Source organism: Microbacterium sp. IEGM 1404 (assembly GCF_030056775.1).
Classification (GTDB): domain Bacteria; phylum Actinomycetota; class Actinomycetes; order Actinomycetales; family Microbacteriaceae; genus Microbacterium.
In genome coordinates, this window is record NZ_JASHKP010000004.1 from 119,806 (window position 1) to 133,954 (window position 14,149).

15 protein-coding genes are annotated in these 14,149 nt (G+C 69.6%); 7 read left to right on the plus strand and 8 right to left on the minus strand.

The window, feature by feature from the left end; genetic code table 11:
* Window positions 1-2 precede the first annotated feature (2 nt).
* Together QM517_RS14980 and QM517_RS14985 are read left to right on the plus strand one after the other, a co-directional pair.
* Complete coding sequence (locus QM517_RS14980; RefSeq protein WP_283288522.1) at window positions 3-1,430, plus strand: GntP family transporter; 1,428 nt, start codon at window positions 3-5, stop codon at window positions 1,428-1,430.
* A gap of 110 nt (window positions 1,431-1,540) precedes the next feature.
* Complete coding sequence (locus tag QM517_RS14985; RefSeq protein ID WP_283288524.1) at window positions 1,541-1,963, plus strand: NUDIX hydrolase; 423 nt, start codon at window positions 1,541-1,543, stop codon at window positions 1,961-1,963.
* A 7-nt stretch (window positions 1,964-1,970) separates the two neighbouring features.
* Here the strand turns inward: QM517_RS14985 and QM517_RS14990 are convergent, their stop codons facing one another.
* Both QM517_RS14990 and QM517_RS14995 read right to left on the minus strand, forming a co-directional pair.
* Window positions 1,971-2,444, minus strand: a complete 474-nt coding sequence (locus tag QM517_RS14990; RefSeq protein WP_278103220.1) for an aminoacyl-tRNA deacylase — start codon at window positions 2,442-2,444, stop codon at window positions 1,971-1,973.
* Entirely contained in the window at window positions 2,441-3,013 is a 573-nt protein-coding gene (locus tag QM517_RS14995; RefSeq protein ID WP_077051044.1) for a DNA helicase, read from the minus strand. The genes QM517_RS14990 and QM517_RS14995 overlap by 4 nt, the downstream gene beginning before the upstream one ends.
* Window positions 3,014-3,113: 100 nt before the next feature.
* Here QM517_RS14995 and QM517_RS15000 point away from each other — a divergent pair, with 100 nt between their 5' ends.
* Both QM517_RS15000 and QM517_RS15005 read left to right on the plus strand, forming a co-directional pair.
* Window positions 3,114-3,671, plus strand: coding sequence for a peptidylprolyl isomerase (locus tag QM517_RS15000; RefSeq protein WP_077051043.1), 558 nt, complete (start codon window positions 3,114-3,116; stop codon window positions 3,669-3,671).
* Window positions 3,672-3,687: 16 nt separating this feature from the next.
* Window positions 3,688-4,617 carry a rhomboid family intramembrane serine protease gene (locus QM517_RS15005; RefSeq protein ID WP_077051042.1) on the plus strand — a complete coding sequence of 310 codons (930 nt, stop codon included), beginning with the start codon at window positions 3,688-3,690 and terminating at the stop codon, window positions 4,615-4,617.
* Between the two features lie 62 nt (window positions 4,618-4,679).
* Here the strand turns inward: QM517_RS15005 and QM517_RS15010 are convergent, their stop codons facing one another.
* Entirely contained in the window at window positions 4,680-4,919 is a 240-nt protein-coding gene (locus tag QM517_RS15010) for a cell division protein CrgA (RefSeq protein ID WP_076492674.1), read from the minus strand.
* 54 nt (window positions 4,920-4,973) lie between these two features.
* On the opposite strand from QM517_RS15010, the gene QM517_RS15015 reads away from it, so the two are divergent.
* The 3 genes from QM517_RS15015 to QM517_RS15025 are packed head-to-tail and all read left to right on the plus strand — an operon-like array spanning window position 4,974 to window position 6,540.
* On the plus strand, window positions 4,974-5,747 hold the full coding sequence (locus tag QM517_RS15015) for a class E sortase (protein WP_283288529.1): 774 nt from the start codon (window positions 4,974-4,976) through the stop codon (window positions 5,745-5,747).
* The gene (locus QM517_RS15020) at window positions 5,747-5,902 is read left to right on the plus strand and encodes a hypothetical protein (RefSeq protein WP_278103223.1); all 156 of its coding nucleotides are present in this window, start codon (window positions 5,747-5,749) and stop codon (window positions 5,900-5,902) included. The genes QM517_RS15015 and QM517_RS15020 overlap by 1 nt, the downstream gene beginning before the upstream one ends.
* Window positions 5,899-6,540, plus strand: a complete 642-nt coding sequence (locus tag QM517_RS15025; protein ID WP_283288533.1) for an anthranilate synthase component II — start codon at window positions 5,899-5,901, stop codon at window positions 6,538-6,540. Before QM517_RS15020 ends, QM517_RS15025 begins: the two co-directional genes overlap by 4 nt.
* Here QM517_RS15025 and pknB read toward each other — a convergent pair.
* From pknB to QM517_RS15050, 5 genes are read right to left on the minus strand one after another with little or no spacing between them, the layout of a single operon-like run.
* Window positions 6,522-8,222, minus strand: coding sequence for a Stk1 family PASTA domain-containing Ser/Thr kinase (gene pknB, locus QM517_RS15030; RefSeq protein WP_283288535.1), 1,701 nt, complete (start codon window positions 8,220-8,222; stop codon window positions 6,522-6,524). The genes QM517_RS15025 and pknB overlap by 19 nt on opposite strands.
* A 39-nt stretch (window positions 8,223-8,261) precedes the next feature.
* Window positions 8,262-10,007: a serine/threonine-protein kinase gene (locus tag QM517_RS15035; protein ID WP_283288537.1), complete on the minus strand. Its 1,746-nt coding sequence runs from the start codon at window positions 10,005-10,007 to the stop codon at window positions 8,262-8,264.
* Entirely contained in the window at window positions 10,004-11,467 is a 1,464-nt protein-coding gene (locus QM517_RS15040; RefSeq protein ID WP_278103226.1) for a peptidoglycan D,D-transpeptidase FtsI family protein, read from the minus strand. The genes QM517_RS15035 and QM517_RS15040 overlap by 4 nt, the downstream gene beginning before the upstream one ends.
* Window positions 11,468-11,513: 46 nt before the next feature.
* Complete coding sequence (locus QM517_RS15045) at window positions 11,514-12,914, minus strand: FtsW/RodA/SpoVE family cell cycle protein (protein ID WP_283288540.1); 1,401 nt, start codon at window positions 12,912-12,914, stop codon at window positions 11,514-11,516.
* Window positions 12,911-14,149 (minus strand): PP2C family protein-serine/threonine phosphatase, encoded by a 1,239-nt coding sequence (locus tag QM517_RS15050; protein WP_077051035.1) that lies wholly within the window; start codon window positions 14,147-14,149, stop codon window positions 12,911-12,913. Before QM517_RS15050 ends, QM517_RS15045 begins: the two co-directional genes overlap by 4 nt.

The following is a 14,149-nucleotide window of genomic DNA, read 5'->3' on the forward strand; positions in this document are numbered from 1 at the left end:
AAATGACCACACCCGTCCTGCTGGCCATCGGAGTCGGAGGCATCCTCCTCCTGCTCTTCCTCATCATCAAGCTCAAACTCAACGCCTTCCTCGCGCTCCTGATCGTCAGCATCCTGGTCGGGCTGGCGGCGGGTCTGCCGCTCGCGACGATCCCGGCGACCGACACCGATCCGGAGCGGCTGGGCATCGTGCCCGCGATCGTCGCCGGACTCGGGAGCACCCTGGGTTCCATCGCCATCCTGATCACGCTCGGCGCGATGCTCGGCCGCATCATCGAGCTCTCGGGCGGAGCGGCGAGCCTCGCCGGCCGGTTCACCGAGATCCTCGGGCCCCGCCGTGTCGGTGCTGCCCTCACCGGTGCCGCCCTCGTCCTGGCCATCCCGGTGTTCTTCGACGTCGGATTCATCATCCTGGTGCCGATCGTGTACGGCTTCGCCCAGGCGGCCGGTCTCAAGCCGGTCCGCTTCGGCCTGCCGGTCGCGGGCATCATGCTCGCCGTGCACGTGTCGGTGCCGCCCCACCCCGGCGTCGTGGGCGGCGCGGCACTCCTGGGCGCCGACATCGGCTGGCTCACCATCATCGGCATCGTCATGGCGATCCCGCTGGCTTTCGTCAGTCACCTGCTGGCCGGCCGGCTCACCCGGCGCGACATCGACATGCTCCCGTCGACGCGCGAGATGTTCGAGCAGTCCGGCCGCGGGGGCGTGCAGAGCACCGTCACCGGAACGATCACGTCCACCGTCGCGCCGCCCTCCGCCGGAATGATCCTGACCCTCATCGTCACGCCGCTCGTTCTGATCGGGATCGGTACGACCGCCGCGACCCTCCTCCCCGCCGGCGACCCCGTCCGCAACGTCGCGCAGTTCATCGGCGCCCCGCTGTTCGCGCTGCTGATCACGGTGCTCCTGGCGATCTACTTCCTGGGCGTGCGTCGCAAGTGGGGACGCGACAAGATCAGCGACGTCCTCGAGTCGGCTCTGCCCCCCACGGCGGCGATCATCCTCGTCAGCGGGGCGGGCGGCGCCTTCGCCCGGGTCCTCACCGAGAGCGGGATCGGTTCGGCACTGTCGTCGACGCTCCTCGCCACCGGACTTCCGATCCTCGTGCTCGCGTTCGTGGTGTCCCTGGCGCTGCGAGCGGCTCAGGGATCGGCCACCGTCGCGATCCTCACCACGGCCGGGCTGCTGGCCAGCACGGTCGCCGACGGCGGCTACGCGCCGCTGCAGATCGTCGCGATCACGCTGGCGATCGCCTTCGGCGCCCTGGGTCTGTCGCACGTCAACGACTCGGGCTTCTGGGTCGTCACGCGCTACCTCGGGCTGAGCGTCAGCGACGGACTGAAGACGTGGACCGTGCTGACCACCGTCCTCGGTCTCTGCGGGTTCGCCCTGGTCGCCGCCTTCTGGGGCGTTCTGGCAGCGATCGGCTGAGGAACACGGCTCGCCGGACCCGTCCACCTTCGGGTGGGCGGGTCCTTCCGTCGGCGTCGGGAGCGCTGCGAGAGGCCGGGCGATGTGGGAGGCTTCGCTAGAGTCTGGTCATGGACATGCGGGTCGCCGCGTACGCCGTCATCACGGATGCCGACGACCGCGTCCTGCTCGCGCACTGGGTCGACGGACGTCGCGCCGCGTGGACGCTCCCCGGCGGCGGCCTCGAGGACGGTGAGGATCCCGAACGCGCCGTGCGTCGCGAGGTGCGGGAAGAGACCGGGTTCCGGGTCGTGGTCGACGAGCTGCTCGGCATCCATTCCCGCGTGATCCCCGCCGAGAGGCGCCTGTCGGAAGGTGCCGACGGGCCGCTCCACGCCCTTCGGATCGTCTACCGGGCGCACATCGTCGGCGGCCGGCTCAGCTTCGAGGTCGATGGCTCGACCGATCGGGCGCAGTGGTTCTCGCTCCCGGCCGCGCGCAAGGTCCGGCGGGTGCAGCTGGTCGACATCGCGTTCCGGATGGCGCGCCTGTGACCGCCGGTCAGTCGCGCGGTGCGGTGATGTCGGCGACCGTCGCGCCGTAGGCGCGGATGAGATCGTCCGCCTCGACGAAGAGGCTGTAGCCGTGCGCCCCGGCGCCCATGGCGATGCGGCGGCCGACGATGCTCTCGTCGGCATAGACCGGCCAGTCCGTCGTACTGCCGATCGGGACGATGGTGCCCCGCTCGTAGCCGGTGGCCGCGAGGGCGAGTTCGGGTTCGGGCAGCCGCAGCTTGTTCACGCCGACGACCGCCCGCAGCTTCGGCCAGGAGATGACCCGGTCACCGGGAACGAGGGCGAACAGGAACGTGTCGTCCGACCGCTTGACCACGAGGGTCTTCACGATGTCGTCCGGATGGATGCCGAGGAGTTCCGCCGCCTCGTCGAGGGAACGGGCCGCCGGTCGCTCCCGCACATCGACAGAGAGGCCGCGCTGGTGCGCGGCCTCTCGGACTCTGATGGTGGGATCGCTCACGCGTCGGGAGCGCGCAGGGGGTCGTCGGCCACCCACAGCTCGTCGTCGGCGCGGAGGGTCTGCCAGGCGGCGTACGCGACGCCGGCAGCGGCCACGACGCCGAGGATGATGGCGATCACGCCACCGGCACCGATGCCGTCGTGCTGCTTCGGGAGCTTGGCGGCCAGCTGCTTGCTGGCCTTCTTGCCGTACTTCTCGGCGCGCTTGGCGTACTTGTGGGCGTCGAGCTCGAAACCGCGGCCCTTCGCCAGACGGTCACGGGTGTCGCCCGCGGCATCCCACACCGACATCGCTCCACCCACGACGGCGCCGGCCGTCGGGATGACCTTGTCGCTGAGGAAGCGGTTGGTGTACTTCACGCTCTTGTCGACGTACGGCGCGGCGTACTTGTCGTACCCGTCCTGCACGGTGGGAACGAGGTCTTCACGGCTGAAGCGACCGAGCTGGCGACCGGCTTCGCGGGCCACCTTTCCGCTCTCGCCCAGCAGAACCTGCTGGGACTCCCACACCTTCGCGGCGTGCTTCTGGAGCTTGCGCAGTTCCTTCTTGCTCTTGCGGCTGAGGCCCACGGCTTCATCCTCCCTGTCGATGGGATGTACGCGATTCATCTTGCCAGAACGGGGGTCCCGGTCCGCGAACCCTTGCAGATAACTCTGAGAGAATGTACCCATGGCTTCCCACACCGCCGTTGCGACCCTTCACACCAACCACGGCGACATCGTCGTCAACCTGTTCGGAGACCACGCTCCCCGGACCGTCCGGAACTTCGTCGGTCTCGCCGACGGCACCCAGGAATGGACCAACCCGGCCACGGGCGCCAAGGGCGAGGGTCCCCTGTACTCGAACGTCGTGTTCCACCGCATCATCCCCGGCTTCATGATCCAGGGCGGCGACCCGCTCGGTCAGGGCGTCGGCGGCCCCGGCTACACGTTCAACGACGAGATCCACCCCGAGCTCGACTTCGCCGCGCCCTACAAGCTGGCCATGGCCAACGCGGGTCTCCGCCGCAACGCCATCACCGGTCAGCCCGAGGGCACGAACGGCTCGCAGTTCTTCATCACCACCGACCCGACCCCGTGGCTCCAGGGCAAGCACACCATCTTCGGCGAGGTCGCCGACGACGCGTCGAAGAAGGTCGTCGACGCGATCAGCAAGGTGGCCACGGCCGCCGGCGACCGCCCCGTCGAGCCGGTCGTGCTCGAGTCGGTCGACGTCGTCGCCGTCTGACCTTCGGCGGCGGCGGGTGTCTACGACCGAGGAGTTCCGTCGCAACAGCGACAACTTCTGCTACCGGCATCCCGACCGGCAGAGCTTCGTGCTCTGTCAGCGGTGTCTGCGCACGGTATGCCCCGAGTGTCGGACCCCCGCCGCCGTCGGCGTCATCTGCCCGGAGTGCATGGCCCAGCAGCGGGCCACCGAGACTCCGGCGCAGAAGAAGGCGCAGCGCCGCTGGTCGCGTTCGGCACCGATGGCCGCGGTCGCGAGCGGCAGGCCCGTGGCGACGCTGACGATCATCGCGATCACCGGGCTGGCCTACGTGATCGGCCTCGTCCCCGGAGTCGGCGGCATCATCAGCAACGCGTTGGCGTTCTACCCCCCGTTCCTCGTCCCGCAGTTCGGACCGATCGAGCCCTGGCGCCTGTTCACCGCCGCTCTCGTTCACTCCGGGCCCCTCCACATCGGCCTCAACATGCTGGCGCTGTGGTTCATCGGCCGCAACCTCGAACCGTTGCTCGGCCGCTGGCGGTTCGTCGTGCTGTACCTGCTCGGTGCACTCGGCGGCTCGGTCGCCGTGGCGCTTCTCGCCCCCACCACGATCGTCGTCGGTGCCTCCGGGGCGATCTTCGCCCTCTTCGGTGCGCTCCTGGTCATCGGTCGGCACATCGGCGCCGACATCCGCGTCATCGCGGTGCTCATCGGCATCAACTTCGCGTGGCCGTTCGTGGTGGCCTTCATCTCGTCGCTGACCACCGGCGACTTCGGTGCGGCACTGGCCAACGTCGGTGTCTCGTGGCAGGCGCACCTCGGAGGGCTCGTCGTCGGTGCCCTCGTCGGATGGATCTACGCGCGCACGCGGCTGCTCCGCCAGCGCCCCGTTCAGATCGGGCTGCTGATCGCCCTCACGATCGTGCTGTTCGGGCTGCTCGTGATCCCCGTCGTGGTCTACTACTGAGAGTTATCCACAGGCTCATCCACAGGTGGGGATGAATTACACGCGTGTAAGTCGCGCGGGAGTCAGCGCCAGCGCGTCGTCATCAGGAAGCCGACGAAGGCGATCCCGAAACCGATCACGAGGTTCCACGCGCCGATGCCCGGCACGGGGAACTGCGAGTTGCTCAAGTAGAAGACGAGCACCCATACCAAGCCGACGAGCATGAGACCGATCATGATCGGGAGGAACCACACCGGGTTGGGCGTGGAACCGTTCTCGTTGCGCTCAGCGATCGGGTCTTCGCCGTTGCCAGTACGTGCCATGCGGGCCAGTCTAACGGCCAGGTCACTCTCCACCCACGGAACTAGACTCGCCTGGTGTCCACGGTCGAGCAGCCCCTCACGCGCCGCGCGTCCCGACGTCGTCCGCAACGACGGCGCCGGGTCACCGTGCTGGGCGTGATCGGGGATCTGCTGCTGACGGCCGGCGTGGTCGTGCTCCTCTTCGTCGGCTGGCAACTGTGGATCGGCGATGCGATCATCGGCGCCCAGTTCAAGAGCGCAGCCGGCGCCTTGACCGAGGAATGGGCGGCCGCTCCGGTGGCCCCGAGCCCTTCGGCCTCGCCCGACGGCTCCGGTCCCGTGGAGGCTCCCGCCCTGGCGCAGCCCGGGAACGGCGAGGTCTTCGGCGTGCTCCGGGTGCCCCGTCTCGGACCCGATTACCAGTTCAAGCTCGCCGGGGGCGTGAGCGCCTCGGTGACCCTGGACCCCATCGGGATCGGCCACTACCCCGACACCGCGATGCCCGGTCAGCAGGGCAACTTCGCCATCGCCGGCCACCGCGGCAGCCATGGCGCCCCCTTCGCCGACCTGCCGTCGCTGCGCATCGGTGACGCGGTCGTCGTCGAGACGCCCGACGGCTGGTACACCTATCGCTTCCGCAACCTCGAGTACGTCCGCCCCGACGGCGTCGAGGTGCTGCTCCCGACCCCGCAGCAGCCCGAGGTCCAGGCCACCGACAAGCTGATCACGATGACCACGTGCAGCCCGCGGTACGGCTCCGCGGAACGCGCCATCGCGTACGGCGTCTTCGAGTCCTTCACCCCCCGCGCCGACGGACCGCCCGCGTCGCTGACCACCGGAGCCGCCTGATGTACGGAGCCCTCTGGCGAGTGCTGCCCGGACCCTGGTGGGTCCGCCTGCTCATCGTCCTCGTGCTGGTCGCCGCCGTCCTCTACGGGCTGTTCTTCTATGCCTTCCCGTGGGTGAGCGACATCCTCTATCCACAGGAGGTCACGGTCGAGTGAGCTTCCACGTCGTCGTCGTGGACAACCGCGACAGCTTCGTGCACACACTCGCCAGCTACGTCGCGGATCTCGGTGCTCGCGTGACGATGCACCCGGCCACCGCTCCCGGCGTCGTCGCCGCGGTCGCGGCCGCGGACGCCGTGCTCGTCTCCCCCGGGCCGGGGCATCCCGTCGACGCCGGCGCGTCGATCGACGTCGTGCGCGCGGCCCACGCCGACGGCATCCCCCTCCTCGGGGTGTGTCTGGGACATCAGGCCCTCGCGGTGGCCTTCGGAGCGGAAGTGACCAGAGCGCCCGAACTGCTCCACGGGATCACCAGTTCCGTGCACCATGACGGCCTCGGCGTGTTCGCGGACCTGCCCGACGGGTTCCGGGCCACGCGCTACCATTCGCTCGCCGTGGACCCCGCCACCGTGCCGGATGATCTCGTCGTGACCGCCCGCAGCGAGAGCGGCGTCATCATGGGTCTCGCCCACCGCAACGCGCCGCTGACCGGCGTGCAGTTCCACCCCGAGAGCATCCTCACCGAGGGCGGCCACGCTCTGCTCGGCCGCTGGCTCGAGGACGCCGGGCTCCGCGGTGCGGCCGAGCGCGGGCGGAGCCTGCACCCCCGACGGGGTCAGGGACCGGTGCAGTAGGTCAGAGTGATATCGCTGTGCACCGGCACCTCGCCGGGCGCGAGAGACTGCGTCTTGACCAGCGACGGGGTCGTGGCCGGGCAGCCGGCATCCTCTTGCGTGCTCACGGTCAGCTGCTTGTCGTCCGACTCCAGCTCGCGCTTGGCGACGTCGACGGGATAGCCCTCGTAGTTGACGATGACGACGGTTCCGCTGGCGACGACGAGGTTGACGGTGGTGCCCTTGGCGACCTCGGTTCCGGATGCCACGCTCGCCGTCATCACGACGCCCGCGGCGAGGGCCGGATCGGGTTTGCGCTGCACCAGGCCGAGGGACAGGCCGGCGGACTCGAGCGCAGCGCGGGCCTCGGTCTCGGTGATCCCCTCGAGCGTCGGGACCTTCGCGGTGTCGGCACCCGAGGAGACGTAGACGGACACCTCCTGACCCGCGGCGACCGACGTGTCGGCGCCGGGGGTCGTGCGCACCACGTTGCCGGCCGCGATGGTGGCATCGGCGACGTCGATGCGCTTGGCGGAGAGGTCTTCCTTCTCGAGCGCCTGGACCGCGTCGTCGTAGGTCATGTCGACGACGTTCGGGACCGTGCGTCCGGCCGAGGGCACGTCCGTCGACGGCTGGATCTGGATGACCCAGAGCAGAACCGAGATGAGGAGGACGGCGAGGATGGCGACTCCGGCCCAGATCCACGCGACCGGCGGGCCGGGCTGCGTGCGGCGCATCGTGGTGTCGGTGCTGAGCTGGCGGAGCGACCGCGCGGTCTCCGCCGCCTGACGCGGGTTCGGGCCGTACAGCTCGTTCGACAGCGCCGACATCTGACGCTTCGTGGGTTCCTTGCCCTCGACCGTGGCATCCAGGTCTTCGCGGAAACCGGCGGCGTCCTGCGGGCGCTGGAACGGGTCTTTCGCGAGGGCGCGGAGGACGACCGCATCGAGCGCGCGCGGGACCGTGTCGTTGATCTCGCTGGGAGGGAGGGGCGCCTCGCTCACGTGCTGGTACGCCACGGCGACCGGGGTGTCGCCCCGGAACGGGGGACGGCCGGTGAGGAGCTCGTAGAGCACGACACCGGTGGAGTACAGGTCGGCGCGCGCGTCGACCGACTCGCCCTTCGCCTGCTCCGGGGAGAAGTACGCCGCCGTGCCCACGATCGCCGTGGTCTCGGCGACCGTGGAGGAGGAGTCGGACACCGCGCGGGCGATTCCGAAGTCCATGACCTTGATGCGACCGGAGTCGGTGATCATCACGTTGCCGGGCTTGATGTCGCGGTGCACGACACCGGCACGGTGCGAGTACTCGAGGGCCTCCAGGATGCCGTCGACGTAGCGCAACGCGTCGTCGATGGGCACCGGGCCCGCCGCGACGACGTCTTTCAGAAGGCGCCCGTGGACCAGCTCCATGACGATGTACGGAACGGGACGTTCGTGCCCGTCGGCTCCCACCTCGACGTCCTCGCCCGCATCGAACACCCGCACGATGGTCGGGTGCGCCATGCGCGACGCCGCCTGGGCCTCGAGACGGAACCGCGTGCGGAACGCGGCGTCGCCGGCGAGGTCGGCCTTGAGGATCTTGATCGCCACCGTGCGCCCGAGCGTCTGGTCGTAGCCGCGGTAGACGCTGGCCATACCGCCACGACCGATGAGGTCGTCGACGCGGTAGCGTCCGGAGAGGACGCGCGTCTCAGTGGTCACGGGGGAACTCCTGGCGTGGTGGGGGATCGGTTTCGCGGGTCAGCGGCTGGCGCTGGGGTTCGGCGTGGGCGTGCTGGCGCCCGTGATCGCCGCGGTCGCCTCGCCGGACGAGACGGTCCGGTCGGTGCCGGAGCAGCTCACCGTGTACGTCACCTTCAGCGTCTGCCCGGGCGAGTTGCTGACCTGGAGCTGCGCGCTGCGTGCGTCGGGCGCGAACGACGACGTCGACTGACCGTTCTGGAACGTGCCCTGGGTCGCGGTGAAGTTGTACGACGCGACGTTTCCGGTGCCGGACGGGCAGGTGTACGCCTGCCAGGTGACCTCGACGGTGCCGCCGGCCGTGGCCTGGCTCGGCTCGATGGTCGGCGTGGCCGGCGTGGGAAGCTGCGTCTGCTCGCCGAACACGCGCAGAGTGATGACCGTTCCCGCGGGGACGCGACCGGTGGGGGTCACGGTGTCGACCGTGCCGACCTGCTCGGGCGAGGTCGCGGCATTGCCGGTCTCGCAGTTGGCGCCGAGGTCGGCGTCGCCGAGGATCGCGCTGGCCTCGTCGCACGTCTTGCCCGGCAGGCCGAGCGCGTTGACGTCGATGAGCTGCGAGGACTGCGTCGGGGTCGACGACGGGGTCGAGGCAGTGCGCGAGGGCGTCGCCGAGCCGGACGTCGACGGGGACGGGTCGGGATCGGCCGAGTTCTGGTTGCTGAGCACCGCGAACAGCGTGCCGCCCAGAACGAGCAGCAGCAGCGCGATGAGAGCGACCAACGGCCACGTCCACGGGCTGCGCTTCTTCTTCTGCGGGCGGGCGTCCTCTTCCGTGTGCTCCTCGGAGAGGAGCGACGTCGCGGCGGGTGCGGGCAGCAGGCGCGTCGCGGCGGAGGTCTGCCCCGCGGTGAGCAGCTGCGTGGCCTCGTCGGCGACCGCGACACCCGCGGCGATGGCGGGAACGGCACCGGCGGCCGCGGCCAGGTCTCCGCGACGCAGCGCCGTCGCCGCGCGCGACACGGCAGCGGCCGAGGCCGGGCGGTCGTCGGGCTTCTTCGCGATCATCGCCATCACGAGGTTCTGCACCGGGACGGCGACGGTGGGGGGCAGCGGCGCGGGCTGCTCGTTGATCTGCGCCATGGCGATCGCGACCTGCGACTCGCCCGTGAACGGACGCTTCCCGGCCAGCGATTCGTACGCGACGATTCCGAGCGAGTAGATGTCGGTCGCGGGGGATGCCGGGTGGCCGGACGCCTGCTCGGGCGACAGGTACTGCACCGTTCCCATGACCTGACCGGTCGCGGTGAGCGGCACCTGGTCGGCGATGCGGGCGATGCCGAAGTCGGTGATCTTCACCCGACCGTCGGGCGTGATCAGCAGGTTGCCGGGCTTGATGTCGCGGTGGACGAGGCCGGCGGCGTGCGCGGCCTGCAGGGCCGCCGCCGTCTGCGCCACGATGTCGAGGGTCTTGTCGGTGGACAGCGACCCCTCGCGTTCGAGGATCGTGGAGAGCGCCTCGCCGGGCACGAGCTCCATCACGAGGAAGGCGCTGCCGTCCTCCTCGCCGTAGTCGAACACGCTCGCGATGCCCTCGTGGTTGACGAGTGCGGCGTGGCGCGCCTCGGCGCGGAAGCGCTCGAGGAAGCCGGGGTCGCCCATGTACTCGTCTTTGAGGATCTTGATCGCGACGGTACGTCCGATGACGTGGTCCGTCGCTTCCCAGACCTCGCCCATCCCGCCGATCGCGATCCGCGAATCCAGCTCGTAGCGTCCTCCGAAGGTCACTCCTTGCGTCGGTCTCATTTGCCCAGCACCGCCTCCATGACCTTCTTCGCTATCGGGGCGGCGATCTCGTTGCCGCTCCCGCTCTGACCCTGGCCCCCGCCGTTCTCCACCACGACAGCGACAGCGACCTTCGGGTCGTCCGCCGGGGCGAATCCGGTGAACCAGAGAGTGTAGGGACGAGTGTCGTTCTCTGCGGTGCCGGTCTTACCCGCCACCTCGACCCCGTCTATTCTTGCATTCGACGCCGCGCCGTCCTGGACGTTCGCCTTCATCATCGTGACCATCTGGGCCGCGAGGTTGGAGTCCAGCGCGCGGCCGTACTCGCTGCTCGAGCCCTCGGTGCTCGAAAGGTCCGTTCGGATCACGCGGTCGATCATGCGCGGGTTCATGACGACGCCGTCGTTCGCGATGCCGGCCGACACCATCGCCATCTGCAGCGGAGTGGCGCGCACCTGCCCCTGGCCGAAGCCGCTGAGCGCCGTCTGGGGCGCGTCGAGGTTCGAGGGGTAGGTCGAGGGCGTGGAGGCGAAGGTCGAGTCCGGGACCATCGCGAACGAGGAGTTGAAGCCGTACTTCTCGGCCTCGGCGCGGATCGCGTCGTCGCCGAGCTCGACGGCGAGCTCCGCCATCGGGATGTTGCAGCTCAGGCGCAGAGCCGTCGCGATCGTGACCGTGTCGCCGTCGCCGCACGCTCCGCCACCGGCGTTGCTCACGACGCTCGAGGACTGGGGCAGCGTGTACGAGGAGACGTTCGGGAACGTCGAGTCGGGGGTGTAGCGGCCGGATGCGAGCGCCGCCGAGGCCACGACGAGCTTGAAGGTCGAGCCGGGTGGGTTGAGGTCGCCCTCGATCGCCCGATTGTCGAGCGGCTTCGACGGATCGGCGGTGAGCTGGTCGTACGCGGCGTTCACCGCGTCCGCATCGTGCACGGCGAGCAGGTTGGTGTCGTAACTCGGCTTGGACACCATGGCCAGGATCCGGCCCGTGGACGGCTCGATCGCGACGACGGCGCCCTGCTGGTCGCCGAGGGCGTCCCAGGCGGCGCGCTGGACGTCGGCATCCAGGGAGAGTTCGACGTTGGATCCGCGCTGCACCTCGCCCGTCACGGTGCGTTCGATCCGGCTGAAGAAGTCGTTCTCGTCGGAACCGCTGAGCACGGCGTTCTCGGCGGACTCGATCCGGGTCCGCGCGTCGAGGACGGGGTTCATGTAGCCGGTGACGGGCGCCCACATGTCGGCATCCACGTACTGACGTTGCCAGCTGTAGACGTCCTCGGAGGGGACGGACGAGGCGATCGCCGTTCCGCTGACGATGATCGAGCCGCGCTGGATCTCGTAGGAGTCGTACAGCGCACGCCGGTTGCCGGCGGTGTTCGCGAGGTTGGCCGCCTGGCCGACCTGGATGACGCTGGTCGACACGAACAGCGCGAGGAACATCGCCAGCATGACGATGCTGAGGCGTCGGAGTTCTTTGGTCACGGTGCCTCCTCCAGGGTGCGGGTGCGGACGGACGGGACGGTGCTCATCAGCCGATCACCACCCGGGGACGGCTGCGGACGGCATCCGAGATGCGGAGGAGGAACGCGACGATGATCCAGTTCGCGACGAGGGACGAACCACCCGCCGCGAGGAATGGCGTCGTGAGGCCGGTGAGCGGGATGACCCGGGTCACACCGCCGACCATGATGAACACCTGCAGCGCGATCGTGAACGAGAAGCCCGTGGCGAGGAGCTTCCCGAAGTCGTCCTGTCCGGCGAGACCGACCCGGATGCCGCGGCTGGCGAAGACCATGTAGAGCGCGAGGATCGCGAACAGGCCGACGAGACCCAGCTCTTCGCCGAGGCTCGGCACGATGTAGTCGCTCTGCGACAGCGGCGTGATGTACGGGCGGCCCTGACCGAGTCCGGTGCCGAACAGACCGCCGTGGGCGAGGCCGAAGATGCCCTGGGTCAGCTGGTAGCTGCCGCCGTCGGCATCGATGACCTCGGGGTTGAAGGCATCGAGCCAGTTCGTGAAGCGGCCGTTGACATACGGCAGGACGCGGGATGCCAGGAACGCCCCGGTCGCGGCCAGGACGACACCGATCAGGACCCAGCTGGTCTTGCCGGTGGCGACGTAGAGCATCGCGACGAACATCCCGAAGATCAGCAGGCCCGTGCCGAGGTCGCGCTGGAGCACGATGATGCCGAGCGAGACGAGCCAGATGATCAGCAGCGGACCCAGCTCGCGGGCGCGCGGCCACGTCATGAACAGGAAGCGCGTCCCCGTGGAGGTGAGGCTCTCGCGGGTGCGGACGAGGTAGCCGGCGAAGAAGATCGCCAACGCGATCTTCGCGAGCTCGCCCGGCTGGAAGGACACGAACCCCAGCGAGACCCACACGTCCGCGTTCTGCTCGGTGCCCAGGCCCGGGACGAAGGGGAGCAGGAGCAGCAGGATGCCGATGAGGCCCGAGAGGTACGTGTACCGGAACAGGACGCGGTAGTTGCGCACGAAGACGACCACGAGCAGGGCCGCGACCAGCGCGATCGCCGCCCAGGCGATCTGGCGGATGGCCGTGGCATCCCACCCCTTCAGACCGACCGCGAGGTCGATCCGGTAGATCATCGCGATCCCGAGGCCCGTGAGGACGGTCGCGATGGGGAGCACGAACGGGTCGGCGTCCCGGGCGCGCAGGCGCAGCACGACGTGGAGGACGAGCGCGAGCAGGGCGGGGATGCCGGCGAGCATCAGGTAGCCCGACTCGATCGCGCCGTTCACCCCGAGCTGCACCAGTACGATCGCCGAGCCGTACACGGCGATCGCGAACAGCAACAGGCCGAGCTCGCGGTTGCGCTGCTTGGCGGGCGTCCGGATCTTCTTCAGCGCGCGCATGACGGCGGTGTCGGTGGACACCTCTGGCGATCGCGTCAGCTTCTGGTCGGTCATCCCGTGGCCTCCGGTTCCGGACGCAGACGATCCACGATGAGCTCGGCGTCCGAGAGGGAGCGCGCCGAGATGGTCGCCTCCACCGTCTGCCGATCGAACTCGGACAGGTCGGCGAGCACGATGTTCGTGTCCTCGTAGACGGTGGACAGCGACAGCGGCCCGATGGACTGCTGGATGCCGCGGTAGATCACGACCGAGTTGTCGTCGGCGCCGACGTAGTAGCGCGTCTGCGTCCACTGGTAGCCGGCGAACAGGCCCGCACCGATCCCGGCGAGCACGAGGATGAGGGCGGCGAGCCAGCCCAGGCGCCGGCGACGGGCGCGGCGACGATCCTCCTCGATGAGTTCTTCCAGGAACTCGGCCGCGGGCTCGAAGTGCGTCGGTTCGTTCGCCGCCTGGCGCGCCGAGTGCAGCCACGTCGACCGCGCGGGCCGCACGGGCGGGACCATGACGCCGCTGGGGTTCGAGGCCGAGCCGACGATCGTGGGCGTCCCGATGAACACGGGGTGCTGACCGCCCACATCGACGATGACGACGGTGACGTTGTCGGGGGCGCCGCCGTCGAGCGCCTGCTTCAGCAGTGCGTCCGCGGTGCGGGCGGGCGGCATCCCGAGCGCGAGCGCCTTGGTCGTGTGCGCGTCGTCGACGACGCCGGAGAGACCGTCGGAGCAGAGGAGCCAGCGGTCGCCGTCCTGCGTCGGCATGATGAACGTGTCGACCTCGGGGTCGGGATCCATGTCGCCGAGCACGCGCATGAGCACCGACCGGCGCGGGTGATACCGCGCCTCTTCGGGGGTGATGCGACCCGAATCGACGAGGCGCTGCACGAAGGTGTGGTCCGTGGTGATCTGGGTGAGCGTGTCGTCGCGGTACAGGTAGACGCGCGAGTCGCCGATGTGGCCGATGACGGCGTAGTCGTCGACCATGATGACCGCGCTGACGGTCGTGCCCATGCCGGCCAGCTCCGGGCGACGCGCAACCGTGTCGATGAGGGTCGTCGCGGTGTCGGCGAGGGCGTCGCGGAGGGCGTGCTCGGCCGCGGTCGTGCTGGGGAACGGCTGGTCCAGCTCGGTCAGTGCCGCGATCGCCAGGCTCGAGGCGACATCACCTCCGGCGTGACCGCCCATGCCGTCGGCGACCACGAAGAGGTTGGACCCGGCGTAGCCGGAGTCCTGATTGTTGGAGCGCACCTTGCCCGTGTGGGAGATGGCCGCGCTCGAGCCCTGGAAGACCAT